Here is a 23,880-nt window from a genome sequence, read left to right as displayed (position 1 = left end):
AAACAAAAAGGACGGCAGGGAATAACCTCTGCCGTCCTTTTGATTTCGTAAGTCCGTGCGACTGGGCGCCTTACTCTTCCTTGCCAAGCAGGCTTTTTGTAATGCCTTCTGCGGCAGAGCTTTCGCTGCTGTCTTCGGCATAGGCCGCTGTCTTGTCACGAATCCACTTGATTGCTTCGGCTTCGTCAACCTCGACCTTCTGGGCCACCAGTGACAGAACTGCCTCGATCGCCAGAACGTGCGATGCGACGTTATTGACCGCAACATGCAGATCATCAATATGGCGCGACGCAGCCTCTGACATATCTCCAAGTTCGCCAGACAGCTTCTGAATCAGTTCCTGAATTTCGTCGAGTGCAGCGGTGCTCATCAAGTGCTCCTGTTATGGCTGCGCACATTTGCGCGCGGCATTTTTTGTCCCTTGGGGTCCAAACTCATTCACATAATCGTCCCGGTCCCCCGGATTTGTGCGGATATGCGGAGCAAAACCACAGGAAGATCTATATCTTTCAAGGTTTTGCGACAAAATAGCCCGTGCAAATCCGGGTGATCCAAAGGACAATTGATATGAGAGAAAGCCTCTGCGTCAAACCCCTTGACCGGAGAATACTCCGCTCTGCGAGCTTTTCCTTGCTTTTTCTCTCATATCAATTGCCGGGGCGGTCATGTGAATGAGTTTGGACCCCATGCACAACAGTTGCGTGTAAATGGGGTCATGTAAAGGGTTTGGTGGCAATTATCGTCAATTCACACCATTCCCCAGCGCCCAAGGCCACCTTTGGACGAAATGTGACAGTTTTTGTTACAGCCTTTCGCAATCAATCGCGATTTTGCCATGTTGAAGTGAAAAACCACCGTTTTCGGATGGTTGTCGCGAAATGCTAAATTGTTGATTTTATTGGCAATAAGTGGCTGTTTTTACTGCTCTGATACGTTGTCACATAACGTTAACAAAAGCGACACAATACCGTAAGCACCCAGCGGTAGAGTCCGCCTCGCAGATCGTTGCACCGTTCCGAAGTGGAACTACCATTGGGGAATTTATGATGAAGAAGACTCTTGCTGTTGCGGCGCTTATGAGCGTTGCCTTTGCTGGCGCTGCCGAAGCACGCGACCAGATTCGTATCGTTGGTTCGTCCACCGTCTTCCCGTTCGCAACCGCAGTTGCAGAAGAATTCGGTAAAACCACCTCCTTCAAAACGCCGGTTATCGAATCTACCGGTTCTGGCGGTGGTCTGAAGCTGTTCTGCGCCGGTGTTGGCGAACAGCATCCGGACATCACCAACGCTTCGCGTCGCATCAAGAAGTCCGAAGTTGAAACTTGCGCGAAGAACGGCATTTCGGAAGTTACCGAAGTTAAAGTTGGTTACGACGGTATCGTTCTGTCGAACTCCAACGCTGCGCCGCAGCTCGACCTGACCAAAGAGCAGATCTTCCTTGCTCTGGCAAAAACCGTTCCGTCCAAAGACGGCCAGTCGCTGATCGACAACCCGTACAGCACCTGGGCTGAAATCGATCCGAGCCTTCCGGACGTTAAAATCGAAGTTCTCGGCCCGCCGCCGACCTCCGGTACCCGTGATGCCTTCACCGAGCTGGTACTCGAAGAAGCTTGCGATGAGTTCCCGGCAATCGCCGCTCTTAAAGACACCAACAAAGACCAGCACAAAGCTGTCTGCGCTGGCGTTCGTGAAGACGGTGCCTATGTCGAAGCTGGCGAGAACGACAACCTGATCGTTCAGAAACTCGAAGCCAACCATGATGCACTTGGCATCTTCGGCTTCTCCTTCCTTGACCAGAACGGCGACAAGCTTCAGGGCTCGCTGATCGGTGGCGTTGCTCCGACCTTCGAAGCAATCTCTGACGGCTCCTATCCGGTTTCCCGTTCGCTCTTCTTCTACGTGAAGAACGCGCACGTTGGCACCATTCCGGGCATCAAGGAATATCTTGCTGAATTCACCGCTGACAAAGCTTGGGGTGAAGAAGGTTACCTTGCTGACCGTGGCCTGATCCCGATGGATGCTGCTGAGCGTGAAGCTGTTCGTAACGCTGCGATGAACCTTTCGCCGCTGAGCATGTAACGCGATCTTTCAACCGGTGGCAGCCTTTTCTGCCACCGGTTTCTTTATATCCTGACTTGATTTGTTTATTGTTTCTGTCCTATTGGCCTCACGAACTGATCTTTGCAGGCTCATCTGGCGAACGGATCTCAAATAATGTCCCTGTCTTTCCTGTTGCTCGCGGTTGCCGCACTTTGCGCGCTGTCCTTTTATTTTGGACGCCAGCGGGCTGTTGCCCTTTCTGGTGGCCGGCACAGCAATCTTCATTCCTTGCCGGTTCACTACGGGGCCTACACAGCAGCATGGTGCGGGCTTCCCGCGCTGTTTTTGCTTTTGATCTGGTACATGTTCCAGGGCTCGGTGATTGAAGCCCTGATCGTGTCGGACCTGCCGCAGGAAGTAATTGGTGACTCCGGTCGTCTGTCGCTGGCGCTCAACAGCATTTCCCAGATCGCCGCCGGTGGCGGTGAACATCTCACCGTGTCGCCGGAAATTGTTGATGCCGGGCGCAGACTTGCCAATTTGCAAACCATCGCCAATGCGGCGCTGGTGGTTGTCATGCTGTCGGTTGCGCTTGCCGGTCTTGTCCTGTCCTATCGACGGATTGAAGCGGATATGCGCGCGCGCAACAATGTTGAACGCATCTCGCGCGCGATCATGATTGTCTGTTCGGCGATTGCGATCCTTTCAACGGTCGGAATCGTGTTTTCACTGATGTTTGAAACCCTGCATTTCTTTAGCAAGATCAACCCGCTCGACTTCCTGTTTGGTCTGGAATGGAGCCCGCAAACCGCGATCCGTGCCGATCAGGTGGCGTCCGAGGGGGCGTTTGGCATGATTCCGCTGTTTGTCGGTACCTTGCTGATTACGCTGATTGCCATGTGTGTCGCGGTGCCGGTCGGCCTGTTTTCGGCCATCTATATGGGCGAATATGCCGCTCCTAAATTTCGCGCTGTTGCCAAACCCGCACTTGAAATTCTGGCGGGCGTGCCAACGGTTGTCTATGGCTTCTTTGCCGCGCTCACCGTGGCACCGTTCTTGCGCGACAATGGCGCGATCCTCGGCCTCGATGTCAGTTCGGAAAGTGCGCTGGCCGCCGGTCTCGTCATGGGCATCATGATCATTCCGTTTGTGTCCTCGCTGTCTGATGACGTGATGTCGCAGGTGCCGAAATCGCTGCGTGACGGGTCCTATGCATTGGGGGCGACCAAATCGGAAACCATCCGGCAGGTGATTTTCCCGGCCGCCTTGCCCGGTATTGTCGGGGCGGTTCTGTTGGCCGTTTCGCGGGCGATTGGTGAAACCATGATTGTTGTGATGGCCGCTGGTCTTGCCGCGAACATGACGGTGAACCCGCTTCAGGCTGTGACGACTGTTACCGTGCAAATCGTGACGCTTCTGGTCGGCGACCAGGAGTTCGACAGTGCAAAAACCCTCTCGGCCTTCGCGTTGGGGCTGGTTCTTTTCCTTGTCACCTTGGGGCTGAACGTATTTGCCCTTAAGGTTGTTCAGAAGTATCGCGAGAAATATGACTGATATGGCATCTCTTATGGAAGACAGAGCTGCGGCCAAAGTGATCTCTGACAATCTGCGCAAGCCGGTTGACTGGGACAGCCCGAAAATCACCCGTAACATCAAGAAACGTTACGCGGCCGAACGCCGCTTTAAAAGCTATGGTCTGGTTGCGATCTGTTTGGCGCTGCTGGCGCTTTGCACGCTGGCACTCTCGATCGGCTCAAAAGGCTACAGCGCCTTTTACCAGACCTATGTCCAGCTCGAAGTGACCTTTGATCCGGCTGTGATCGATCCGGAACGAACCGGCGATCCTGACGTGATCGGGCGCGCGAACTTTGATGGTCTGATCAAACAGGCGCTGCGTGATCGTTTCCCGGATGTGACCTCGCGCAGTGACAAGCGTGACCTCTATGGCATCGTTTCAGGCGGCGCATCTTATGATCTGCGCGAACGGGTTCTCGAAAATCCGAGCCTGATTGGCCAAACGCGCACCATCTGGCTGATTTCCGGTGATGATTTCGACATGCTCAACAAGGGGTATATCGATCCCACCGTTGATGAAGGCGACCGTCGCCTCAATGACAAGGAAGTCGCTTGGTATAACGAACTGGTGGCTGACGGTGCGGTGGAAAAACAGTTCCACACCCGCTTCTTTACCAGTGGCGATTCCCGCGAACCGGAACTTGCCGGTATCTGGGGCGCGGCTGTTGGCTCGTTCTATACCCTGCTTGTGACTTTGGCATTGTCCTTCCCGATTGGTGTTCTGGCGGCGATCTATCTCGAAGAATTCGCGCCCAAGAACCGCTTTACCCAGATTGTTGAAGTCAACATCAACAACCTGGCCGCAGTCCCGTCTATCGTGTTTGGTCTGCTGGGTCTTGAGGTCTATCTTAATGTCATGCACTTGCCGCGCTCGGCCCCGGTTGTCGGTGGTTTGACGCTGGCGCTGATGACTTTGCCGACGATCATCATCGCATCGCGTGCGGCGATCAAGGCGGTGCCGCCATCGATCCGTCAGGCCGCTCTTGGGCTTGGCGCATCACCGGTTCAGACCGTGACCCACCATGTCTTGCCGCTCGCCATGCCGGGCATTCTGACCGGCACGATCATTGGTATGGCACAGGCATTGGGGGAAACTGCACCGCTTCTGATGATCGGGATGGTGGCCTTTATTGTTGATATCCCGGGCGGGGCGCTTGACCCGGCAACGGTTCTGCCGGTCCAGATCTATCTGTGGGCAGACAGCCCGGAACGTGCCTTTGTCGAGAAAACCTCGGCAGCGATTATGGTGTTGCTCGCCTTCCTTGTCCTGATGAATGGACTGGCTGTGTATCTGCGCAAAAAATTTGAACGGAAGTGGTAAAATGGCTGCTGTATCCCAGAGCGCAATGACGGCGGAGCCGTCGGTCGAAAAACCGAAAATGACCGCGCGCAAGCTCGATCTTTTCTATAGCGACAATCAGGCCCTCTATGAGGTCAACCTTGATATCCCCGAACAGCAGGTAACCGCACTGATTGGTCCGTCGGGCTGTGGTAAATCCACCTTCCTGCGCTGCCTGAACCGGATGAATGACACCATTGACGGTGTGACGATCAAAGGTGACGTTACCCTGGATGGTCGCGACATCTATGACAAGCGGATCGACGTGGTTCAGCTGCGCGCGCGCATCGGCATGGTGTTCCAGAAACCGAACCCGTTCCCGAAAACCATCTATGACAACGTGGCCTATGGCCCGCGTATTCATGGTCTGGTCAATTCGCGTGATGAACTTGATGAAATCGTCATGACCTCGCTCGAACGTGCAGGTCTTCTGAAAGAAGTCAAAGATCGTCTGCAATCGCCGGCAACCGGTCTTTCCGGTGGTCAGCAGCAGCGCCTTTGCATTGCACGCGCGGTTGCCGTCAGCCCGGAAGTCATCCTGATGGATGAGCCGTGCTCGGCACTTGATCCGATTGCGACCGCCAAGGTCGAGGAACTGATAGACGAGTTGCGTTCGAACTACACGATCGTGATCGTGACCCACTCCATGCAGCAGGCCGCCCGTGTGTCGCAGCGCACCGCGTTCTTCCACCTCGGAAAGCTGGTTGAAGTCGGTGAAACCGATCAGATCTTTACCAACCCGAAGGACGAACGCACCAAGGGTTACATTACCGGCCGCTTCGGTTAAGCGACGCCAGGAGTACGCATAAATGGCTGATGAACATACCCATATCGTAAGTTCGTTCGATGAGGAACTGACCCGTCTGAACAACATCATTTCGCAAATGGGCGGGCTTGCTGAAAGCCAGCTTATTTCCTCGATCAGATCCATCGTCAAACGCGATTCCGAACTGGCCGAGAAAGTCATCCTGTCCGATCAGCGCATTGATGTGCTCGAACAGGAAGTCCAGGACTTTGCCGTCCGTCTTCTGGCCCTGCGTCAGCCGATGGCCGATGACCTGCGTCAGGTGGTGACGGCTCTCAAGCTGTCGAACGATCTTGAACGCATTGGTGATCTTGCCAAAAACATCGCCAAACGCGCGCAGGTCCTGAACCAGATCCCGCCGATCCGCCCGGTTCAGGCGATCCCGAACATGGCCAAGCTGGCCCAGGAAATCATCAAGGATGTCCTGGATGCCTATATCGAAAGCGACGCCGAAAAGGCCCACCGGGTCTGGGAACGCGATCAGGAAGTCGACGATATGTACAATTCGCTGTTCCGCGAATTGCTGACCTACATGATGGAAGATCCGCGCAACATTACCGCATCGACCCATCTGTTGTTCATTGCCAAGAACATCGAACGTATCGGTGATCACGCAACCAATATCGCCGAAACGATCTATTACCGGATCAAGGGCGAAGACCTGCCGGGGATTGACCGGCCAAAAAACGACGCAGCGAACTTCGCTGTTGTCGAACCGAATGACTGACACGGGAGCATAGGAAGATGGACCCAACGGTTCTTATCGTCGAGGACGAGGCAGCAATCGTAACCATGTTGCGCTACAACCTCGAACGCGAGGGGATGCAGGTTGTCGAAGCCGGTGACGGTGACGAAGCGTTGAAAATTCTGGCTGAAACCCATGTCGATCTGGTTTTGCTCGACTGGATGCTGCCGGTAATGTCGGGGATCGAGGTCTGCCGTCAGATCCGCCGCAAGCCTGAAAGCCGCGATTTGCCGGTGATCATGGTGACTGCGCGCGGCGAAGAGGGCGACCGCATCCGCGGTCTTGATACTGGCGCTGATGACTATGTCACCAAGCCGTTTGCCATTGGCGAGCTTCTGGCCCGTATCCGCGCACTTTTGCGCCGATCCGGTCCGGCGCAACCACAAGGGCAGTTGATCTATTCCGACATCGAAATGGATCTCGCCGCCCACCGGGTCAGCCGCAATGGAAAATCGATCCATCTTGGCCCGACCGAGTTCCGTCTGCTGCGCTATTTCCTCGAACATCCGGGGCGGGTTTTCTCGCGCGAACAGTTGCTTAACGCGGTTTGGGGCCCGAACATCTATGTCGAAACCCGGACAGTCGACGTTCATATCCGCCGCCTGCGCAAGGCGCTTAATGACGTCAAGGGCACCCGCGATATCATCCGCACCGTCCGTGCCGCGGGCTATGCGCTGGACTCTGAAACCGCGGCCTAAGCCGGTTTAGAGCCCGATCCAATTAAAAAACCCCCGCGGCGATTTGCTGTGGGGGTTTTTGTTTTCACCGCGTAACGGCTTTATGATTTTTCTTTCGCCGGTTTGTCGGCATTCTCCGACCCTGACGGTTTGCGCTGCGGGCGCGGCGCCAGTTCGTTCATCAAAAGCATGTCCGCACGGCGGAATTTGGCGATTTCGGCATCAATATCTTCCTGCGGTACGTCGCACGCCGCCAAAACGTGGTCGGATAACCGCAACCCGGTTTCCAGAACCTCCGGAATGGCGGCATCCGCCCCGTGGCGCGACAGCGGCCCGATATGGGTGATGTCCTGTGCGCGGGCAAAGATCTTCAGGTGCGGGTAATGCTGCCGCAAAAGGGCGACCGTCTTCTCGGTGGCATGCGGGTTCCCCATGGCAACAACCGCAATTTTTGCCTCATCCGTGTGCGCAGCCCGGAAAGTTTCCGGTCTGGACCCGTCGGCAAAGTAAACCGGAAGGCCTTCCGCCCGCCCACGCGAAACCTGCTGTGCGTCACTATCAAGCACCAGAAACGGAATGTTACGCGTCTTGAGCAACCGGGCCAGAACCCGGCCAACGCGGCCGCTTCCGATCACCAGAACATGCTGGTGAATGCCCTCGGACTCCTCGGCAATCTTGCCAAGCTGGTCTTCTTCCTTGGGATGAAGCTTTTCCTCGATCTTGTGACCAAGGCTGATCAGGGTCGGGGTCAGCGCCATCGAAATCGCCACCACCGGGATCAGCATAGCGGCCATTTCAAGCGGCACCGCGCCGTTCTGGGCGGCCAGGGCAAACATCACAAAGGCAAACTCACCGCCGGCGGCAAGGCTCATGGCGACCCGGATGGCAAGGCCGGTCTCAAACCGGATCGCACGCGCCAGAACGAACAAAACCGCCGTCTTGATCACCAGCAACAGCACCAGCCACATGACGATGGTGCCAAATTCGTTATAAACAACGTCGGCATCAACGGACATGCCCACCGACATAAAGAACAGCGACAGGAACACGCCGCGGAACGGTGAAATGTCGGCTTCGATCTGGTGACGGAACTCGGTTTCGGCCAGCATCACCCCGGCGATAAACGCCCCCAGCGCCATCGAAAGCCCGGAAACCTCGGTCAATGTGCTGGCAGCCAGCACAACAAACAGCGTGCCGATGGCAAACAGTTCCGGGTTCTTGAGCGACGCGATATAGCGAAACAGACGCGGCAAAACATACCGCCCGACGAGTAACAACAACGCGACCGACCCGAAACCAAGCAGGATGCTCATCCACGGGCTGGTTTCCGTTCCGGCATCGCCCGCAGCCTGCACCATGATCAGGAACGGACCAACTGCCACGTCCTGCAATAACAAAATGGCAAGGGCCGCACGGCCAAAACGGGTATTGAGCTGCTTGTCATCGGAAAGCTGTTTGAGGATGATCGCGGTCGATGAAAGTGCAAGCGCCCCTGCAATCACCAAGGCCGTCGGCAGCGGGAATTCCATGACAACCAGAAGCCCCAGAAGGGCTGCCATCGACACCAGAATTTGCAAAACGCCCAGACCGGCAAACCGCCCGCCAATCACGCGCAAACGATCACGCGAAAGCTCCAGCCCGATCATGAACAGCAGGAAAACCACGCCCAGTTCGGCAACGGTGGAAATGTCTTCGCGTTCGGAAATCAGGCCAAAGCCGAACGGCCCGATAAAGAACCCGCCAATCAGAAAGCCGATGATCGAATTCGCACGCAGCTTGTGCGCAATCGGCACCGCAATGATCGCGGCAGTCAGAATAAGAAACAGCTCAAACAGGACGCTGTGATGCATGGCGAAATTCGTTCCGGAAGGCGGTCAAATAATCAATGGGTATCAGGACCTAAATGCCTGAAAATAACGAGATTACAACGATAACGAAAATAACCCTGCCAGTCGTGGGTAAATTTGCGGCATTGGCGAAATTCACGACCCAATCGCGCTATTAACGGCTGTGGCGATTGTCACCGCCTGATGACTTGCCATTCGCGCTGCCAAATGCCATCTTCCGCGGGCCCGACAACGGGCCGGTTTAATCGCTTTTGAAACGAGCAGATATTTTGGAACAGCTAATCCCCTATCTTCAGATCATCGCGGGCCTTGTATTGCTGACAGCAGGTGGTGAATTCATCGTAAGGGGGGCGGTTGGTCTTGCACTTTTGCTGGGCGTTTCCAAGGTGATCGTCGGTCTGACGATTGTTGCCGCCGGGACGTCGGCACCGGAATTTGTCGTCTCGCTCAATGCATCGCTCAAGGGCACGGCCGATATCGCCATGGGCAACGTTGTTGGCTCCAACATTGCCAATATCCTGCTTATTCTCGGTGCCGTTGCCTTGCTGAAACCCGTGGCGGCCTCGCGGGTCACCGTGGTCCGTGATGGCGGCACCATGTTGCTGGGCACGGTCCTGTTTATTGCCTTTTGCATGTTTGGCGTGATCGAACGCTGGGCCGGGGCGGTGATGCTTTGCGTGTTGGCAGCCATCTGGTACTTCACCTATCAGCACGACAAAAATTCGCCGAGCGAAGCCAGCCACCTGCACGAAGAAGAAGTCGACGAAGTCGGCGAAAAACCCAAAGGCTGGACCAGGCCGATCATCGCCACCGTCATCGGGATTGTCGCGCTGATGTTTGGCGCGGAATGGCTGGTTGAAGGCGGGGTTTCGGTTGCCCGACAGTTCGGCGTGTCCGAAGCCGTGATTGGCCTGACCCTTGTTGCCTTTGGCACGTCGCTTCCGGAACTTGCCGCATCGGTGGTTGCCGCCTTCCGCGGGCATTCCGATGTGGCGCTGGGCAATGTGTTTGGCTCGAACCTTCTGAACCTGCTTGTGATCATTGGCGGTGTGTCGCTGATCGCACCGATCCCGGTGCCTGAACAGATCATGAATTCCGATATCTGGATCATGCTGGCGGTAACCGTGGGCTTGCTCGGTGTTGCCTATGCCATGCGCAAGATTTCGCGCATCACCGGTGTTGCATTCGTGATTGCCTATCTGGTCTATGTCTTCCAACTTGTCGTAGCATAGTCAGTTCAATCAGTTCGCGGGCCGTCTCATGAGGGCCCGCACACTTTGCGAAGGATCGAGGCAACAATGACAGGTCAATTCCCGAAATCCGTTCTGATCACCGGTGCGGCAAAACGCATCGGTCGTGCATTGACCCTGGATCTGGCGCGCAACGGATATGACATCGCCCTGCATTGCAACAGCTCGAAACAAGACGCCGAAGCCGTCGCCAACGAGGTCCGCGACCTTGGCCAAAAGGCCTGCGTGGTTTCGGCCGATCTGACCAACGAGGATGCAACCCATCAATTGGTTGCCGATGCGACCAGGCAACTTGGCCCGATCGGGGTTCTGATCAATAACGCCTCGACCTTTGAATTTGATGATGTGCAAACGGCAACTCGCGAAAGCTGGGATTTGCATATGGAAACCAATTTGCGTGCGCCGTTTATCCTCTCGCAGCAATTTACCAAGCATCTGCCAGATAACTGTCAGGGCATGATCCTCAACCTGATTGATCAGCGTGTCTGGAACCTGACCCCGCATTTCATGACCTATACCCTGTCCAAAGCCGGGCTTTGGACCCTGACCCAGACGCTGGCATTGGCCCTTGCACCAAAAATTCGCGTCAATGCCATCGGGCCGGGGCCGGCACTGCCTAGTAGCCGACAAACACAGGAAGATTTCGACGCGCAGTGCGAAAAAACACCCCTGAAAATAGGGACAAACCCGCAAGAGATTTGCGACGCGGTTCGATTTTTCCTTGCCGCGCCGGCCATCACCGGGCAAATGTTAGCGCTTGACGGCGGGCAGCACCTCGATTGGGCGCCCAGTGGCGAAGAAGATGCGCCCAACGAATGATGCCCGGCAGTGATCATTAAATCGCTGCCAGACATCGGGCCGGACATGTGTGGTTCTGTTGATCAAACTGCACAGGAAAGCAGCACAAGGAAGACCGGAATATGACCGCAGGCCTTAAACAGGATGCCAAAATTACGACATTGCCATTTGCCGATGTGCCCCATGCAGATCGTGCAGGCAACCTGCGCCGTGTCTTCGTGCGTGACATGATCATTCACACCTCGATCGGTGTTTACGAACACGAAAAAGAAGCCCCGCAACGTGTGCGCATCAATCTCGACCTTGCCGTGCTCGAAGGCGACGGTGTCCAGAATGATGATATCACCACCGTGCTAAGCTACGAGGATCTGGTTGTTGGCACGCGTCGCATCTGCCAGGATGGTCACACCAACCTTGTGGAAACCCTTGGGGAAAAACTCGCCGACATGTGTCTTGCCGATCCGCGCGTCCGCAAGGTGATCGTCAGGGTTGAAAAGCTCGACGTTTTTGAAGATGCCGCTGCGGTTGGTGTGGAAATCGAACGCCACAATATCGCGCGCTGATCGATACGCGATTTCCCGAAAAAATTTACTTTTCCAGACGGTCAATCCAAGGGACTCTTTGATTCCTATGGCGCGAATCGCTATGGCGCTTATTCACAAGCATCTGGCGAATATGATTCAAAGGAAAATATTCATTTTTTACGACTCTATTACCGAATGATTTCACGTTGACAGTATTTTTATTGTTTAAAATCAATAACTTGACTGTTTTGCTCAATAATTGTGCACTTCATAGAACGTTAAGACTCTCAAGGGGTGCAGGAAGTCACCCCCCGATTACCCACATAGTTATCCACAGTCTTGGTGGACATCTTTTTTGGCACGGCGATTCCCCTCGGCGCGGTTGCGATGTTAATCTTTTCAGCTATGTTTCAATTCGCGTTTGCCAGTGACGGCTGTCACAACTTTGAATGTATTTTAGTGTCGATTGCAGCTCGCCTGACCAGCAGCAGCCTCGTGTGATCTCGGAGTGCCTTGATGAAGCCACCTGTTTCCCCCGAAAACCCGACCGGGGATGATGCCCCGAAACGGGAAATCGGTTTGTCGCTTGATGGTGATAAAATCGACGGCGGGGCAGCACGCGGGGTAGAGGCGATCAAAAATGCGCTGAAAACCATGCCGGGCTCGGCGGGTGTCTATCGCATGATCGATGACAAGGAACGCGTGCTTTACGTCGGCAAGGCCAAGAACCTCAAGAAACGCGTAGTCGCCTATACCCGCATCATGCAATTGCCGATCCGCATTGCTCGCATGGTGGCCCAGACGGTGCGGATGGAAATCATCACCACCCATACCGAGGCCGAGGCGCTCCTTCTTGAATCCAACCTGATCAAAAAGCTCAAGCCGCGCTACAACATCCTGCTGCGCGATGACAAAAGCTTCCCCTATATCCTGATCACCGAAGATCACGACTATCCGCGCATCGTCAAACATCGCGGCGCACGCGCCAAGGATGGCAGTTGCTTTGGCCCGTTTGCCTCGGCCTGGGCGGTCAACAACACCATCAACCATCTGCAACGCGCCTTCTTGCTGCGCTCTTGCACCGACGGGGTGTTTGCCAACCGCTCGCGCCCCTGTTTGCTTTATCAAATCAAACGCTGTGCCGCCCCCTGTGTCGATCGCATTTCCAAGCCGGAATATGACGAGCTTGTTGATATCTGCCGCGACTTTTTGACCGGGCGCAGCCAGAAAATCCTCAAGCAGCTCGAAGCCGACATGATGGATGCGTCTGAAAAGATGGAATTCGAACAGGCCGCGATGTATCGCGACCGCATCCGTGCGCTCAGCCAGATCCGCTCCCATCAGGACATCAACCTCGAAGGCGTCGAAGAGGCCGATGTCATCGCCCTTCATCAGGAAGGCGGGCAAAGCTGTGTGCAGGTGTTCTTCTTCCGCTCGGGCTCGAACTATGGCAACCGGTCCTATTTTCCGCGCCATGAACAATCGGCTGAAATCCCTGAAATCCTCTCGGCCTTTGTCGGGCAGTTCTATGCCGATAAACCGGCCCCCAAACAGATCTTCCTGTCGCATGAAATCGAAGGCCAGGAACTGGTCGAAAACGCGCTTGGCATCAATAACGACCGCAAGATCGAATTGCTCGTGCCCAAGCGCGGCGGCAAACGCAAACTGGTCGAACATGCCCTGACCAACGCCAAGGACGCACTTGGCCGTCGTCTGGCCGAAAGCGCGACACAGCGCAAACTGCTTGAAGACCTTGCTGACAAACTTGATCTCGAAAGCACGCCGGAACGGATCGAGGTTTACGATAACTCCCACACCCAGGGGACCAACATGGTCGGCGGCATGATTGTCGCCGGGCCCGAAGGCTTCATGAAAAACGCCTATCGCAAATTCAACATCAAGGGCGATATCGCGCCGGGTGATGACTTTGCCATGATGCGCGAAGTCCTGACCCGTCGTTTCGCCCGGGCGCAAAAAGAAGACCCGGACCGCGAAAACGGCACATGGCCAGACCTGTGTTTGATTGACGGTGGCTTGGGCCAGCTTGGCGTGGCACGTGAAGTCCTCGAAGACCTCGGTATCGAGGACGTCATGCTGGTCGGTGTCGCCAAGGGTGTTGATCGCAACGCCGGCAAGGAAGTGCTGCACATCCCCGGCAAGGCCCCGGTGCGTCTCGATATGAAAGATCCGGTGCTCTATTTCATTCAGCGCCTGCGCGACGAAGCCCACCGCTGGGCGATTGGCACCCACCGCGCCAAACGCGGCAAACAGATGGGCAAAAGCGTGCTCGACTCAGTCCCCGGTGTCGGTGGGGCCCGCAAAAAGGCACTGCTCCATCACTTCGGTTCCGCCCGTGGCGTCGCCGATGCTGGCCTATCGGATCTCGAAGCCGTCGATGGCATCAGCGCCGCCTTGGCCCGCAAGATTTACGATCATTTCCACGAAGACAAATAGAAATATTGGCCACGCAGCTTTGGGCTGTGTCAGCGGCGCTACCTGAACGCGCAAAGAGAGTGGCCTTCCGTCCCATCTGTCCGATGAACGCAGGTGATATACGTCACACGTGGACGATCAGGACAGAAATCGGGACGTTCGCGCATGTTGAAGCCAGTGGTTTGTACTTACTTACAATAACTGCACTCAGGTTTAGGTGCATCTACCCCCAACGCCCAGATTGTCTTGATCTGCTCAGTCAGATGCACGTCGTCTTTTGTGTCAGTTATCTTGGATTTGTCAGATGGATCCTCTTTCCGATGTATTGTCGCTGTTGCGGCCCAAGAGCTACGTATCCTCCGGTTTTAGCGCCGGGGGCGAGTGGGCTATTGAATTCAACAAACAACATGACCGGATCAAATGTTACTCTGTGGTATCGGGAACTGCTTGGCTCGCAGTTAAGGATGGGCCGCCGCCAACCTGTTTGAAAGAAGGCGATTGTTTTGTTTTGCCAAGTGGAAAGCCGTTTATTCTTGCAAGCGACTTGTCGGTGCCGACTGTTGATTCCAGTACACTGTTCCCGCCACCGCAGCCAGGCGGGACTGTAGCTTGCAACGGCGGTGGAGACTTCTTCCTCGTCGGCAGCCGTTTCGCCGTTCACGGGAAAACAGCACCATCCCTGCTGAGGATGCTGCCCGAAATCGTCCACATTCGTAAGGATTCCGAACGGGCTGCACTTCATTGGTCAATACAGCGCATGATTACGGAACTGAACGAGCGGAAACCGGGCAGTGACCTTATCGCGCAACATCTGGCACATATGATTCTGGTGCAAGCGCTGCGGATTGAGTTGACAGAGAACAGTAACCATGACCTTGGCTGGTTCTCTGCACTTGCCGACCCCGGGCTGGGGCTGGCAATTCAGGCCATCCACTCAGATCCTGCCAGAAAATGGTCTCTGCAGGAGCTTTCGGCGTGCGCAGGGATGTCGCGATCAATATTTGCCCAGCGATTTAAAGAAAGAGTTGGTGAAACGCCGATCGAATACTTAACCCGATGGCGGATGTTATTGGCGGTGGATCGCCTTGAAAACTCGACCGACCCGGTGTCGTCCATTGCGCTGGCTGTGGGATATGAAGCAGAAAGCGCATTCAGCACAGCGTTCAAGCGGGTAATGGGGGCCTCGCCACGGCAATACAGTTTTAACCGGCAGGGTTCCGCTTTCTAGGTTACCTTCAGGAAATTCCCGAACCGTCGGATATCTGGCAAAGATACCGCCAACAGACCACAGGACTTTCGCTGTTGGCGGATTTGCCTATCGCTAGGAATGAAAACCTGAATCTGAAGGGCGTCGTTGAAACGTCGAACGCGTGGGCTAACTGTTGCTTGGCGAGCTTTTCCAACGAGTACCCTTCAAATTCAATCGGCAGACAAGCTCCTACCCGTTTAGGGCTTCAAGTACCCTTTCAGGCAAGAATGGATAGTGCCGAAGACGTGCACCGTCCGTCAAACGGGCAAAGGCGTTCGCAATTGCAGGGCCAATGGGCGGAAGCCCGACTTCACCCATACCGGATGGTTTTTGTGTCGGATCGCCAAGGATGGAAACCTCAATCTCGGGAATTTCTGACATGCGTATGACGCGATAGGTGTCAAAGTTTCCTTCTTGGACTTCCCCATTTACCACATTGATTTGCTCATACAGGGCATGACTGATGCCATGAGTGATTGCGCCTGTCATCTGCGCTTCAATATTCTGAGGTTGAATGGCAACGCCCGGATCGACGGAGGTCCAAACCTTGTGAACGCGGATTTGGCCATTTTCGCGATTAACCGATACTTCCGCGACTGCTGCGCAGTGAGCACCGAAGCTGTCTGAATAGGCCAGTCCAAGGGCGCGACCTTCACGCGGACGTGACCAGTCTGACATTTTTACTGTGTTTTCAATAACCTTACGTGCCCTTGGCTCCCCGGCAAGCAGCTCCAGGCGCTGTTGGGCAGGGTCAATGTTACGGGTCGCAGCAATTTCATCAATCACACATTCCACGGCAAACTTGGTATATCCACAGCCAACCGCGCGCCAATACCCGATATCAAGACCATTATCCTGTCGAAGATACTCAACTTCGTGGGTGGGCATATCGTAATTGAAGTCTGCGCCTTCGGTGACAACGTCGTCCAGCCCGCCTGCATCTTCGAATACCGGCGGCAATGTGCGTGCAAAAATGGAGTCCGCTGCAACACGGTGCTGCCATCCGCTGATGGCGCCAGACGACGTAAGTCCAACCCTGACATGTTGCGCAACCAAAGGACGATACTTGCCGTGACGGACATCGTCCTCGCGGCTCCAGACAACTTTCACCGGGCGCCCTTTGACTTCTTTTGCAAGCGAGACGGCGTCATCCACAAAGTCCCTCTCTGCGCGGCGGCCAAACCCACCGCCCAGCATCGTTGTATGAACTTTTACCTTGTCGGTTGTTGTTCCGGCGGTTTGTGCCGCAAACCCTTGCGTGAAAGTTGGACCTTGCGTCGGTGCCCAAACCTCGACCCCGTCGTCTGAAACAAGGGCTGTCGCATTCATTGGTTCCATCGTGGCGTGGTAAACGTGATCACTAAGGTAATCTGCTTCAATAAGGATATCAGATGACGCGATCGCTTGTGCCGCCTCACCCTTTTTAACTGCGTTTACCCCCGTTTGGGAAAGGTCGCTTCCGGCTTTTCGGTATTCTTCGATAAGACTGGCGCTTGAGTAATTCCTGATCCGTGATCCGGTTGTCCACTCAATAGAAAGCATCTCCTTGGCGCGGATCGTTGCCTCAATCGTTTCACCTATGATGCCCACACCATAAGGCAGTTGTACGATTTTGGTGATACCCGGAACGTTTTTGGCTTCGCTGTCGTCAATGGTCGCAGGCGTCTCGCCTTGGACAGGAGGGCGGATTACAGCACCATAAAGCATATCAGGAAGTTGAACATCGATCCCGTATATCGCGCTGCCGTCTACTTTGGATGGAACATCAATGCGTGGAAGGTCTTTTTTACCGATATAATGCCATTGTTCAGGCTGTTTCAGGTCGGCTGTGGAAATTTGCGGCAGCGGATCTGAGATTTTTCCAAGGCGTGAAATTTCACCATAGCTTATTCTGGTTTGTGTCGGGGTGTGGACAACCATGCCGGGTTCGGTATGAAGTTCCGTAACCGGTTTATCCAGAATTTCAGCCGTGCTGTGCAGCAGGATCATGCGGGTTTGCGCACCCACAAGGCGCAGAGGCTCATAATAGCCTCGTACTGTTTCACTCCCCCCGGTGAGCTGTATGCCGTAAAATCCCGGGTTTCCATATTTCTCTGCATCCGACGGCGATTGAACAACTTTGACCTTGCTCCACTCGGCATCCATTTCGTCTGCAATCAACAATGGCAGGGTCGTCATAACACCCTGACCCATTTCAGAGGCAGGGGATATGATCGTTACCGTGCCGTCATGATCAATAGTGACCCAGGCATTCGGGTTATAGTTGCCTGCGGTTTCGGTCGCAATTGTCGCTGCAAAAGCCTGCGAAGGCAGATTTCCATAGCTGACTGCGACACCAACTGTCCCGGCAGTAATCAGAAAACTGCGGCGCGAAATAGAACGCGTGTGAACATTTAATTCGTTTTTCATCGGTTAACTCTCCCGGGCGGCCCGTTGTATCGCTTTGATAATTCTGTCGTAGGTCGCACAGCGGCAAATATTGCCATCCATGTGATCGACGATTTCCTCACGTGTTGGGGCGGGGTTGTTCTTGAGAAGGGCAGCCGCCTGCATGATCTGACCGGACTGGCAGTATCCGCATTGCGGGACTTGCTCCGCTACCCACGACTTCTGAAGGGGATGGCTGCCATCTTCTGAAAGCCCTTCGATGGTGGTGACTTCTTTGCCTGCGACATCTTCGAGCCACGTGACACATGCACGTGTCGGTTCACCATCGACGTGAACAGTGCAGGCTCCGCATTGTGCTAAGCCGCATCCGTATTTCGTGCCCGTGAGCTTCAAATGCTCGCGGATAGCCCAAAGCAGTGGGGTATCGGGTTCAGCCGTGATTTCGACGACACGTCCATTTATCGTAAATGAGGTCATGAAGGTTTCCTAACCGGGCCTACTGGTTGCTGAGAAATGAGATGATTGCGCTACGTTGGGTCGGGCTTGAAATTTTGAGGCGCATACGTGAGCCCGGAACCATGTCCTGAGGGGCAGAAAGGAAGGTGTCGAGCGTGCTGGCGTCCCAGACAATCCCTGAATCCTTCAGCGCGCCTGAATATGTCGCCTCATTGATGCTTGCCGCTTTGCGGCCGATGATTTCAGAAAGATGAGGGCCAATCTTGTTTCGACCATTTTCCAGGCTGTGGCATGAGCCGCACCGGCTTTGAAAAAGTTTCTCTCCATCGGGCTCATCTGCCCCGGCATAAAACGGAACGAACACAAAGACGCACACGAATGCCGTTAAAATCCGTGAAGCCACACGGCGATGGTCTAAATGAAAAAGTGAGCGCCGATTACACGAAGTGTAGTTTTTGGACAATAAAGTACAAATCACGACAATCCTCGCAGAAGTCATTCAACCGATTAACTTGGTTCTCTTAGTTGGTTGGTTATTTTATAAGAACTGAAATCGGGTGATATGCTGCAAAGTCTGCTTTATATTCGTAATCGTCCGTTATTTTTGTCGTATGATCAGATACTGTTTGGAGACGGGGTGCGATAAAGAGTGGCGTGAATCTCGGAAAGCATTGAAAGAGCAATGCTTTCTGGTAAGGACCCGCCTATGTCGAGACCTGCTGGGCTACTCAACTTGAATTCGAATTTCTCTTCGGAAAGGCCGGAAATACTGAGAACATCCATAAATCGATGTCTCGGGCCAAGCATTGAGAGATGGCGAATAGGTGTACTGAACAGAGCTGCCAACGCGCTGGCGTCTATTGTCATGCTATGCGACATCAGAATCGCTGCATCAACACGGAAGTCGTGGACATAGTACGCAAGTGACTGATCTACCTTACGAAGAATGGCGCTCGCATGAGGAAAGTAATCACTTCGTGCATTGCTTGGGCGGGGGTCTGCGATTGTGATTTTCCAGCCAAGATTATGGGCAATGTTGCTTACCGGCAGGGCATCTTGTCCGCCACCGACGACAAGGATATGTGGTTCGGGTCTGATCGGGGTTACAAGCCATTCCCCGTCGGTATTGCTTTCGATGTATGCCTGATCGTGAAAGTCGACGAAAGAAGGCTGGAAATAGCCGATCTTCTCTCCAATTTTCAGATGGTGGTAACCACTTTCGCGTTTGACCAAAGCTGCGTAAATGTCTGAAAGCCCCAGATCATCACTGGCATTGATGGGATGCAGGACAATATGGACAACGCCTCCACACCCGATGCCTAACTTGAAAGACAGGTCATCCTCATCATTTCCGTCATAAGCTAACGTGACGATTTTATTTGTGACAATCGCCTTTCGCGCGTTACGGACAATATCGGCTTCAATACAGCCGCCGCTTAAAAGTCCGAACTGCTGACCTTTTCCATTGATAAGCATCTGGGCACCAGCCTTCCGGTAGGCTGATCCTTCCGTACGATAGACAGTGCCCAGAACCCATTCAGTATCGAATTGGGAAGTTTTCCAAGCTTGCAGAATAGAAAAGAGCTGATTTCTCATGAAAAGGTCATTGCTCAATAAAATGGAAGCTGTTCGGGGGGATGCGTTGGGTACGGGGAAGAAAAATCCCCCGAACAGCTCGGTTTAGAACGACGTCACAGACCTTTCTTGATATTCATCGCGGCCGGTCCTGACGGCGCACATTGAAAATAGTAGTAAAGTCATTGGTCGACTATTCGCCGCAGTCTTTAGATTCTTCGTGAAAGTACGAAACTGCTGGAAATGAATGTGCCGATGTCGCGCCTACGGTCCTTTCGCGCGAGATTTACGATCATTTCCACAGCAACGCCTAAAAAAGCATCGGATGGCATCTTGCTTTTTGCTGCCCGTGGCGCGATACCCGGTACGCCCTGCCGCCCGGCGGGGCATTTTCGCGCGAAACGTCCATAAATAATCGGCTTGCCATAAATGCGATATTTTCCTTCCTGGTCTGTGACCCGGTCTTCCACAGTCATGCCTGATCAACGTCTGCCTTGGGGCGCTATGTTCCCGATGGGCTTGCAGCATCTTGTTGCCATGTCGGGTGCGACCATTCTTGGTCCGCTTCTGATGGGGTTTGACCCCAATCTGGCGATCCTGTTTTCCGGTATCGGTACCCTGATCTTCTTCATCTGCACGGCGGGCCGTGTGCCCAGTTATCTGGGCTCGTCCTTTGCCTTTATCGCCGTCGTCATTGCCGCCACCGGTTATGCCGGATCGGGACCAAACCCCGATATTGGCGGGGCCCTTGGCGGGATCATTGCTGCTGGCGCGCTTTATGTCGTGATCGGCCTGATCGTCATGGCAACCGGCACCGGCTGGGTCGAAAAACTGATGCCGCCTGCGGTGACGGGGGCTGTTGGTGCGGCGATTGGCCTTAACCTCGCTCCGGTCGGGATCAATGGCATCACGGGCGATAACATGCATATGCTGGTCGCCCTTCTGACCCTGCTTTCCGTGGCCTTTGTCTCGGTCTATGCGCCGATTGCGCTGCGTCGGATTTCCATTCTGGTCGGGATCCTGGCGGGCTATGTGCTGGTTCTGGTTTTGGGCAACGGCTTTGGCCTGATGCCGGCAATTGATTTTGCCGAACTTTCCGAGGCCGCGTGGTTTGGCATGCCGTCCTTTGTCGCGCCGCGCTTTGAAAGTTCTGCCATGTTCCTGATCGCGCCGGTGGCCTTCATTCTGGTGGCCGAAAACCTCGGCCATATCAAGGCGATTGGTGGCATGACCAAACAGAACATGGATCGTTATATCGGCCGTGGTTTTGTCGGCGATGGTCTGGCAACCATGCTGGCCGGATCGGGCGGCGGTACCGGGGTGACCACCTATGTTGAAAACATGGGTGTTATGGCCGTAACCCGCGTGTTTTCGACCCTTATCTTTGTCATTGCCGCCGTGATTGCCATCCTGCTGGGTTTCTCGCCGAAATTCGGCGCGTTGCTGCACACCATTCCGGGCCCGGTTCTGGGTGGGCTTGGGGTTGCGGTCTTTGGCCTGATTGCTGCTGCCATGATCCGTTTGTGGGTCGATAACCGCGTTGATTTCTCTGATCCGCGCAACCTGTTTACGGTGGGCATCACGCTGATTTTTGGTGCGGGCGACTTCACGGTCAATTTCGGTGGTTTCGCCATGGGCGGGATCGGCACTGCGACCTTGGCTGCCATCATCCTCTATCAGGCGCTCAGCATCGGACGCGGCAAGTCCGCCCATCCGGCCGAGGCAGGGGCCGCGGCAGAATAATCGCTCAGACGCGATGAGATGATAAATCGCACGGGCCGTGTTCTGACGTTAATCCGTCATCAACACGGCCCTTGTGGTATGTGCTTCAAGTCTTTAATAATTGCGCGGCCTTGGGCGATTGCGCATCAGGGCCTTGATGTCATTGCCGTAAAATCCGTCAAACAGGCCCCGTTTATGAAGAACCAGATTCCCAATCTGCTGACCATGTCGCGCATATTCGTAATCCCGGCGCTGATCGCGTCGTTTTACATTATTGGTCCGGTTGGCAACTGGATCGGCTTTGCGCTGTTTGCCTTTGCCGGGGTGACCGATTTCTTTGATGGCTATCTGGCGCGCTCGATGAATGTGGTATCCCCACTCGGGCGGTTCCTTGATCCGATTGCCGACAAGCTGCTGGTGGCTGCCGCATTGATGATGATGGTGGCGTTTGAACGCATTTCTGGTTTGGCGGTATTGCCCGCGGTGATCATCATGTGCCGGGAAATCATGGTTTCGGGCCTGCGCGAACATTTGGCCGAAATTAAAGTGCCCTTGCCGGTCACGGTCCTTGCCAAATGGAAAACCACGGCCCAGATTCTCGCCATCGGGTTCCTTCTGGTCGGCGACGCATCGCCTGATCTGATACCCTCGATCCTGATTGGTGATATCCTGCTGTGGATCGCCGGGATCGTCACGGTTCAGACCGGCTATATCTATCTGCGTACCGGCCTTAAACACCTCGATTAATTTTTGTAATCCGGCAAACCGGGACGGCGACCATGTCACGCGTTTCTGTTCAGCAACATGATTTTGACCCGGGCGCCGAACTTGCGGCCCTGACCGATGGTCGTACCGATATCGGGGCGGCGGTCAGTTTTGTCGGGCTGGTGCGTGATATCCACGGCGGCGAAAACGTCTCAGCCTTGACGCTTGATCACTATCCCGGCATGACCGAACGCGAACTTGAAAAGATCGCCGATGAGGCCGCCAATCGCTGGCCGCTGGATGACATCCGCATCGTTCATCGCTTTGGCCGCATGTTGCCCGGCGAACGCATCGTTCTGGTGATCGTGCTGTCCGCCCATCGCCGTGCCGCGTTCGAGGCCTGCGACTTCATCATGGATTTCCTCAAAACCCGCGCGCCGTTCTGGAAACGCGAAGAAACCCCGGACGGTGGCGACAAGTGGGTGACGGCAAAGGCATCCGATGATGCCGATGCCGACCGCTGGAAGTAACCGCCCGACAGCGGCCCATCAGATAAATTTCGTCAGCACCGCAACCAGGGTCATCAGCCCGGTTTGCAAGGTCGCGGCATTGTTGACCTGCTGGCGCAATTGCTTCATCGCCGCTTCGTCCTCGGCATCGATTTCCTTGGCTTCATCAAGCTGCTTGGCCTGAAGGGCGACCAGTTGGCTGGCGGCCTTATCAAGGGCCGGTTTGGACTTGACCTTCTGGTCAATCGTCGCCCCCTGATAGGTCACAGCCGCAGTCGCATAGGCTTCCTGTGCGTCGGCAATCAGGGCACCGAGTGTCTGGCTCATTGTGAAATCTCCCTCTTTTCTAGTTGGTTGCGGTTTCAAGCAGGCCGGTGCCTTGGGTGACGAGTTCGGCTGGGCTCAGCTTGCCGATCTGGCTGGAAAGTTTGATGCCGTCTTCGACCGCGGTAATCAGCGATCCGACATCAAGCTTGGCATAGTTATCGATCTGTCCCTGCAGCCTGTTGCCAAGGGCTGATGCCGTGACAAAGGCGCGCAGGGTATCGGTCTGCATCGCGCTTTCGGCCGCGATCAGGCTGTTCCATTGCTGCCACCAGGCCTCGATCAGAAGGCTTTCGGCCTCGGGGTTGTTGTGGTCCTTGGTGCGGATCAGGTTCAGTTCGGCAATCAGGGTGCTGCGCCGGGTCAGGAATTGCGGCGGGGGGCGCGCGAATTCATCGCTGATGGTGGCAAGCTGTGCGCGCAGTTTTTCCAAGATGGGCCCGGATTCTGTGACCGCCGATGCGCCGAATGCGGACCCAGCCTCGATATTATCGAAGATCGCGACGAACTGCTGATACTGGCTGCGCAGGCCCTTAAGCGTGTCCTGCCACTGGCGCGCGACGTTTGGGTCGATCTTCACCGCATCGGGATCAAGCAAGGTATCGATATTGGCCGGTGTAATCGTGCCGGTAAAATCGGTGATGTTGGTGACAAACGCGCTGCGCTTTGCCGTGTCGGATTTCGGGAAGGGTGCAAATTGCGTGCTATAGGCCGCGTCATAGTGATCAAACGCCTGCTCGGTCGCGCTGCCAAACTGGGTGACCGAAAGCTTCAGCGTCTCGGCCTTCTGCGAACAGGCCGCAAGCAGGGTGATCGCGCCGATCAGAAAAGCACGGCGAACAAATTGTATGAGGATTGAATTGGTCATATCGGCCCCGTCTGATGAAGTTGCCCGATCGGGCATCAGATTTCAGACGGGG

23 protein-coding genes are annotated in these 23,880 nt (G+C 54.9%); 14 read left to right on the top strand and 9 right to left on the bottom strand.

Annotated features, from left to right (window positions below):
- Positions 1–70 precede the first annotated feature (70 nt).
- Positions 71–370, bottom strand: a complete 300-nt coding sequence (locus B3Z49_RS00855) for a hypothetical protein (protein ID WP_063088518.1) — start codon at positions 368–370, stop codon at positions 71–73.
- 673 nt (positions 371–1,043) lie between these two features.
- On the opposite strand from B3Z49_RS00855, the gene B3Z49_RS00850 reads away from it, so the two are divergent.
- The 6 genes from B3Z49_RS00850 (at position 1,044) to phoB (ending at position 7,201) form a co-directional block, all read left to right on the top strand.
- Positions 1,044–2,078, top strand: coding sequence for a PstS family phosphate ABC transporter substrate-binding protein (locus tag B3Z49_RS00850; RefSeq protein ID WP_296987474.1), 1,035 nt, complete (start codon positions 1,044–1,046; stop codon positions 2,076–2,078).
- Positions 2,079–2,213: 135 nt separating this feature from the next.
- The gene (pstC, locus tag B3Z49_RS00845) at positions 2,214–3,593 is read left to right on the top strand and encodes a phosphate ABC transporter permease subunit PstC (RefSeq protein ID WP_286792855.1); all 1,380 of its coding nucleotides are present in this window, start codon (positions 2,214–2,216) and stop codon (positions 3,591–3,593) included.
- Positions 3,586–4,935 carry a phosphate ABC transporter permease PstA gene (pstA, locus tag B3Z49_RS00840; protein ID WP_063088521.1) on the top strand — a complete coding sequence of 450 codons (1,350 nt, stop codon included), beginning with the start codon at positions 3,586–3,588 and terminating at the stop codon, positions 4,933–4,935. The genes pstC and pstA overlap by 8 nt, the downstream gene beginning before the upstream one ends.
- A 1-nt stretch (position 4,936) precedes the next feature.
- The gene (gene pstB / locus B3Z49_RS00835) at positions 4,937–5,740 is read left to right on the top strand and encodes a phosphate ABC transporter ATP-binding protein PstB (protein WP_063088522.1); all 804 of its coding nucleotides are present in this window, start codon (positions 4,937–4,939) and stop codon (positions 5,738–5,740) included.
- 22 nt (positions 5,741–5,762) lie between these two features.
- Entirely contained in the window at positions 5,763–6,485 is a 723-nt protein-coding gene (gene phoU / locus B3Z49_RS00830) for a phosphate signaling complex protein PhoU (RefSeq protein WP_008888333.1), read from the top strand.
- 17 nt (positions 6,486–6,502) lie between these two features.
- Entirely contained in the window at positions 6,503–7,201 is a 699-nt protein-coding gene (gene phoB / locus B3Z49_RS00825; protein WP_008888332.1) for a phosphate regulon transcriptional regulator PhoB, read from the top strand.
- A gap of 80 nt (positions 7,202–7,281) precedes the next feature.
- Here phoB and B3Z49_RS00820 read toward each other — a convergent pair whose 3' ends face one another.
- Positions 7,282–9,030, bottom strand: coding sequence for a cation:proton antiporter (locus B3Z49_RS00820; RefSeq protein WP_296987467.1), 1,749 nt, complete (start codon positions 9,028–9,030; stop codon positions 7,282–7,284).
- A gap of 266 nt (positions 9,031–9,296) precedes the next feature.
- Here B3Z49_RS00820 and B3Z49_RS00815 point away from each other — a divergent pair, with 266 nt between their 5' ends.
- From B3Z49_RS00815 to B3Z49_RS00795, 5 genes are all read left to right on the top strand, one after another.
- Positions 9,297–10,259, top strand: coding sequence for a calcium/sodium antiporter (locus B3Z49_RS00815; protein ID WP_063088525.1), 963 nt, complete (start codon positions 9,297–9,299; stop codon positions 10,257–10,259).
- A gap of 66 nt (positions 10,260–10,325) precedes the next feature.
- Positions 10,326–11,096: an SDR family oxidoreductase gene (locus B3Z49_RS00810; RefSeq protein ID WP_296987463.1), complete on the top strand. Its 771-nt coding sequence runs from the start codon at positions 10,326–10,328 to the stop codon at positions 11,094–11,096.
- A 101-nt stretch (positions 11,097–11,197) separates the two neighbouring features.
- Complete coding sequence (gene folB, locus B3Z49_RS00805; RefSeq protein WP_008888328.1) at positions 11,198–11,638, top strand: dihydroneopterin aldolase; 441 nt, start codon at positions 11,198–11,200, stop codon at positions 11,636–11,638.
- Positions 11,639–12,115: 477 nt separating this feature from the next.
- Complete coding sequence (gene uvrC / locus B3Z49_RS00800) at positions 12,116–14,053, top strand: excinuclease ABC subunit UvrC (protein ID WP_296987454.1); 1,938 nt, start codon at positions 12,116–12,118, stop codon at positions 14,051–14,053.
- 283 nt (positions 14,054–14,336) lie between these two features.
- A complete protein-coding gene (locus tag B3Z49_RS00795; protein ID WP_296987452.1) occupies positions 14,337–15,260 on the top strand; it encodes an AraC family transcriptional regulator in 924 nt (307 codons plus the stop codon).
- Between the two features lie 210 nt (positions 15,261–15,470).
- Here B3Z49_RS00795 and B3Z49_RS00790 read toward each other — a convergent pair whose 3' ends face one another.
- From B3Z49_RS00790 to B3Z49_RS00770, 5 genes are all read right to left on the bottom strand, one after another.
- Positions 15,471–17,690: a xanthine dehydrogenase family protein molybdopterin-binding subunit gene (locus tag B3Z49_RS00790; RefSeq protein WP_296987450.1), complete on the bottom strand. Its 2,220-nt coding sequence runs from the start codon at positions 17,688–17,690 to the stop codon at positions 15,471–15,473.
- 3 nt (positions 17,691–17,693) lie between these two features.
- Positions 17,694–18,146 carry a (2Fe-2S)-binding protein gene (locus B3Z49_RS00785; RefSeq protein WP_296987448.1) on the bottom strand — a complete coding sequence of 151 codons (453 nt, stop codon included), beginning with the start codon at positions 18,144–18,146 and terminating at the stop codon, positions 17,694–17,696.
- 19 nt (positions 18,147–18,165) lie between these two features.
- A complete protein-coding gene (locus B3Z49_RS00780) occupies positions 18,166–18,588 on the bottom strand; it encodes a c-type cytochrome (RefSeq protein ID WP_296987446.1) in 423 nt (140 codons plus the stop codon).
- A gap of 152 nt (positions 18,589–18,740) precedes the next feature.
- Complete coding sequence (locus tag B3Z49_RS00775; RefSeq protein WP_296987444.1) at positions 18,741–19,721, bottom strand: XdhC family protein; 981 nt, start codon at positions 19,719–19,721, stop codon at positions 18,741–18,743.
- Between the two features lie 188 nt (positions 19,722–19,909).
- Complete coding sequence (locus B3Z49_RS00770; RefSeq protein ID WP_296987441.1) at positions 19,910–20,176, bottom strand: hypothetical protein; 267 nt, start codon at positions 20,174–20,176, stop codon at positions 19,910–19,912.
- Between B3Z49_RS00770 and B3Z49_RS00765 the strand changes: the two genes are divergently transcribed.
- From B3Z49_RS00765 to moaE, 3 genes are all read left to right on the top strand, one after another.
- Entirely contained in the window at positions 20,175–21,443 is a 1,269-nt protein-coding gene (locus B3Z49_RS00765) for a uracil-xanthine permease family protein (RefSeq protein WP_296987438.1), read from the top strand. The two genes, B3Z49_RS00770 and B3Z49_RS00765, sit on opposite strands and share 2 nt — an antisense overlap.
- Positions 21,444–21,617: 174 nt before the next feature.
- Positions 21,618–22,169: a CDP-diacylglycerol--glycerol-3-phosphate 3-phosphatidyltransferase gene (gene pgsA / locus B3Z49_RS00760; protein WP_296987433.1), complete on the top strand. Its 552-nt coding sequence runs from the start codon at positions 21,618–21,620 to the stop codon at positions 22,167–22,169.
- Positions 22,170–22,201: 32 nt separating this feature from the next.
- Entirely contained in the window at positions 22,202–22,657 is a 456-nt protein-coding gene (gene moaE / locus B3Z49_RS00755) for a molybdopterin synthase catalytic subunit MoaE (RefSeq protein WP_296987431.1), read from the top strand.
- A gap of 18 nt (positions 22,658–22,675) precedes the next feature.
- Here moaE and B3Z49_RS00750 read toward each other — a convergent pair whose 3' ends face one another.
- Positions 22,676–22,963, bottom strand: coding sequence for a hypothetical protein (locus B3Z49_RS00750; protein ID WP_296987428.1), 288 nt, complete (start codon positions 22,961–22,963; stop codon positions 22,676–22,678).
- A gap of 19 nt (positions 22,964–22,982) precedes the next feature.
- Positions 22,983–23,828: a hypothetical protein gene (locus B3Z49_RS00745; protein WP_296987425.1), complete on the bottom strand. Its 846-nt coding sequence runs from the start codon at positions 23,826–23,828 to the stop codon at positions 22,983–22,985.
- Positions 23,829–23,880: the final 52 nt, after the last annotated feature.

This window comes from Thalassospira sp. UBA1131 (assembly GCF_002311515.1).
GTDB lineage: Bacteria > Pseudomonadota > Alphaproteobacteria > Rhodospirillales > Thalassospiraceae > Thalassospira.
This window is presented reverse-complemented; position numbering and strand designations above follow the sequence as displayed.

Bases quoted from the DNA above. Each gene is read 5' to 3' on its own strand.
- B3Z49_RS00855 (WP_063088518.1), bottom strand. From the start codon at position 370: ATGAGCACCGCTGCACTCGACGAAATTCAGGAACTGATTCAGAAGCTG.
- B3Z49_RS00850 (WP_296987474.1), top strand. From the start codon at position 1,044: ATGATGAAGAAGACTCTTGCTGTTGCGGCGCTTATGAGCGTTGCCTTT.
- pstC (WP_286792855.1), top strand. From the start codon at position 2,214: ATGTCCCTGTCTTTCCTGTTGCTCGCGGTTGCCGCACTTTGCGCGCTG.
- pstA (WP_063088521.1), top strand. From the start codon at position 3,586: ATGACTGATATGGCATCTCTTATGGAAGACAGAGCTGCGGCCAAAGTG.
- pstB (WP_063088522.1), top strand. From the start codon at position 4,937: ATGGCTGCTGTATCCCAGAGCGCAATGACGGCGGAGCCGTCGGTCGAA.
- phoU (WP_008888333.1), top strand. From the start codon at position 5,763: ATGGCTGATGAACATACCCATATCGTAAGTTCGTTCGATGAGGAACTG.
- phoB (WP_008888332.1), top strand. From the start codon at position 6,503: ATGGACCCAACGGTTCTTATCGTCGAGGACGAGGCAGCAATCGTAACC.
- B3Z49_RS00820 (WP_296987467.1), bottom strand. From the start codon at position 9,030: ATGCATCACAGCGTCCTGTTTGAGCTGTTTCTTATTCTGACTGCCGCG.
- B3Z49_RS00810 (WP_296987463.1), top strand. From the start codon at position 10,326: ATGACAGGTCAATTCCCGAAATCCGTTCTGATCACCGGTGCGGCAAAA.
- folB (WP_008888328.1), top strand. From the start codon at position 11,198: ATGACCGCAGGCCTTAAACAGGATGCCAAAATTACGACATTGCCATTT.
- uvrC (WP_296987454.1), top strand. From the start codon at position 12,116: ATGAAGCCACCTGTTTCCCCCGAAAACCCGACCGGGGATGATGCCCCG.
- B3Z49_RS00795 (WP_296987452.1), top strand. From the start codon at position 14,337: ATGGATCCTCTTTCCGATGTATTGTCGCTGTTGCGGCCCAAGAGCTAC.
- B3Z49_RS00790 (WP_296987450.1), bottom strand. From the start codon at position 17,690: ATGAAAAACGAATTAAATGTTCACACGCGTTCTATTTCGCGCCGCAGT.
- B3Z49_RS00785 (WP_296987448.1), bottom strand. From the start codon at position 18,146: ATGACCTCATTTACGATAAATGGACGTGTCGTCGAAATCACGGCTGAA.
- B3Z49_RS00775 (WP_296987444.1), bottom strand. From the start codon at position 19,721: ATGAGAAATCAGCTCTTTTCTATTCTGCAAGCTTGGAAAACTTCCCAA.
- B3Z49_RS00765 (WP_296987438.1), top strand. From the start codon at position 20,175: ATGCCTGATCAACGTCTGCCTTGGGGCGCTATGTTCCCGATGGGCTTG.
- B3Z49_RS00770 (WP_296987441.1), bottom strand. From the start codon at position 20,176: ATGACTGTGGAAGACCGGGTCACAGACCAGGAAGGAAAATATCGCATT.
- pgsA (WP_296987433.1), top strand. From the start codon at position 21,618: ATGAAGAACCAGATTCCCAATCTGCTGACCATGTCGCGCATATTCGTA.
- moaE (WP_296987431.1), top strand. From the start codon at position 22,202: ATGTCACGCGTTTCTGTTCAGCAACATGATTTTGACCCGGGCGCCGAA.
- B3Z49_RS00750 (WP_296987428.1), bottom strand. From the start codon at position 22,963: ATGAGCCAGACACTCGGTGCCCTGATTGCCGACGCACAGGAAGCCTAT.
- B3Z49_RS00745 (WP_296987425.1), bottom strand. From the start codon at position 23,828: ATGACCAATTCAATCCTCATACAATTTGTTCGCCGTGCTTTTCTGATC.